Source organism: Pantoea sp. Ap-967 (genome assembly GCF_011752565.1).
In the GTDB taxonomy this organism is placed as follows: domain Bacteria; phylum Pseudomonadota; class Gammaproteobacteria; order Pseudomonadales; family Pseudomonadaceae; genus Aquipseudomonas.
The window spans coordinates 1-1250 of the sequence record NZ_VWXK01000077.1 but is presented as its reverse complement, the minus strand read 5'-3'; the positions used below and the strand labels follow the sequence as shown (position 1 = coordinate 1250).

Annotated in this window: 2 protein-coding genes; both read right to left on the bottom strand. The window is 55.4% G+C overall.

Features of this window, described 5'->3' with window-relative positions; translation table 11 throughout:
- Window positions 1-36: 36 nt before the first annotated feature.
- A complete protein-coding gene (locus F3J45_RS29545) occupies window positions 37-849 on the bottom strand; it encodes an IS3 family transposase (RefSeq protein ID WP_370526516.1) in 813 nt (270 codons plus the stop codon).
- Between the two features lie 29 nt (window positions 850-878).
- Window positions 879-1232 carry a transposase gene (locus tag F3J45_RS29940; RefSeq protein ID WP_205300746.1) on the bottom strand — a complete coding sequence of 118 codons (354 nt, stop codon included), beginning with the start codon at window positions 1230-1232 and terminating at the stop codon, window positions 879-881.
- Between the last annotated feature and the right edge of the window lie 18 nt (window positions 1233-1250).

The following is a 1250-nucleotide window of genomic DNA, read 5'->3' as shown; positions in this document are numbered from 1 at the left end:
TGATCTGGTCAAGTAATTTTGGACACCGATTAAGGTTTATGCCGCCGCTTTGAGCTTTTCCTCCATGGCTACCGGTGTTTCATAGCCGTTGTAGCTGTGGAGGCGCTTGAGGTTGTAGCGCATCAGATAAGCCTGGATATCCACTCGTGCCTGCGCTTCGGTCTCGTAGCCCTCTGCGGGCATCCACTCTGACTTCAATGCCCCGAAGAACCTCTCCATGGCTGCGTTATCCCAGCATTGACCTCGATGGCTCATGCTCTGGTTCAAGTTGTACTCATCGAGCGTGGCTCTGAATTTATGGCTGGCATACTGACAGCCCTGGTCTGAATGGAACATTACACCCGCTGGTCTACCTCGCGATTCAGCTGCCATGCGCAGGGCGTTACAAGCCAAATTGGCATCTGCAATCATCGAGAACGCCCAACCCACTACTCGGCGGGCATAGAGATCAATCACGGCGGCCAGGTACAACCAGCGCCTGCCAACCTGAATGTAAGTCACATCACCACACCAAACCTCATTGATCGTCGAAACCTTGAAGTTCCGCTTCAGCTGATTCTCCGCGATCAATGCTTCTGCCCCCGACGAGCGATACCGGTGCGGCCTGCGCTGTTTGCACTTCAGGCCAGCTTCACGCATTAACGCGCGCACCTTGTATCGCCCGATTGCATGGTTTTCACGCCGCAATTCCTGCACCAGCGTTCGCGAGCCAGAGGCACTTCGCGACGCGTTGAAGTGCTTAACCACCAGCAGACGCAGAGCATCCCTGGCTGGATCTTCGCGCCCTTGCCGTTTGCGCCAGGCGTAGAAGCTGCTGCGCTTGACCCCAAGCACGCGGCAGCAGTCGATAACAGGGTATTGCTCACTCAGCTCGTTGATCAGCGAGAACGATCTTTGGAGTCCCGAAGCAGAAGAGCACTGGCCTTTTTTAGGATTTCGATATCCCGATCTTTTTGCCGAACCAGCGCTTCGAGTTCTTCAATTCGTTGCTGCTCCGGCGTGATCGCTTTGGCTCCGACCGGAACCTTGCCTGCTCTCTCTTCACGCACCTGCTCAACCCAACGACGAAGGGCCGTAGGCCCCAGCCCGAGGGCCGCACAGACTTCAGGAACTGACTGGCCGCCGTCCAGCACCATTTCAGCGGCTTGGACTTTGTATTCTCTTGAGTAAGATTTACGCACTGATTTTGCCTCCAATTGGGCGCCATCATAGCGCCCGATGAAGGTGTCCAAAATCATTAGGCCAGTTCA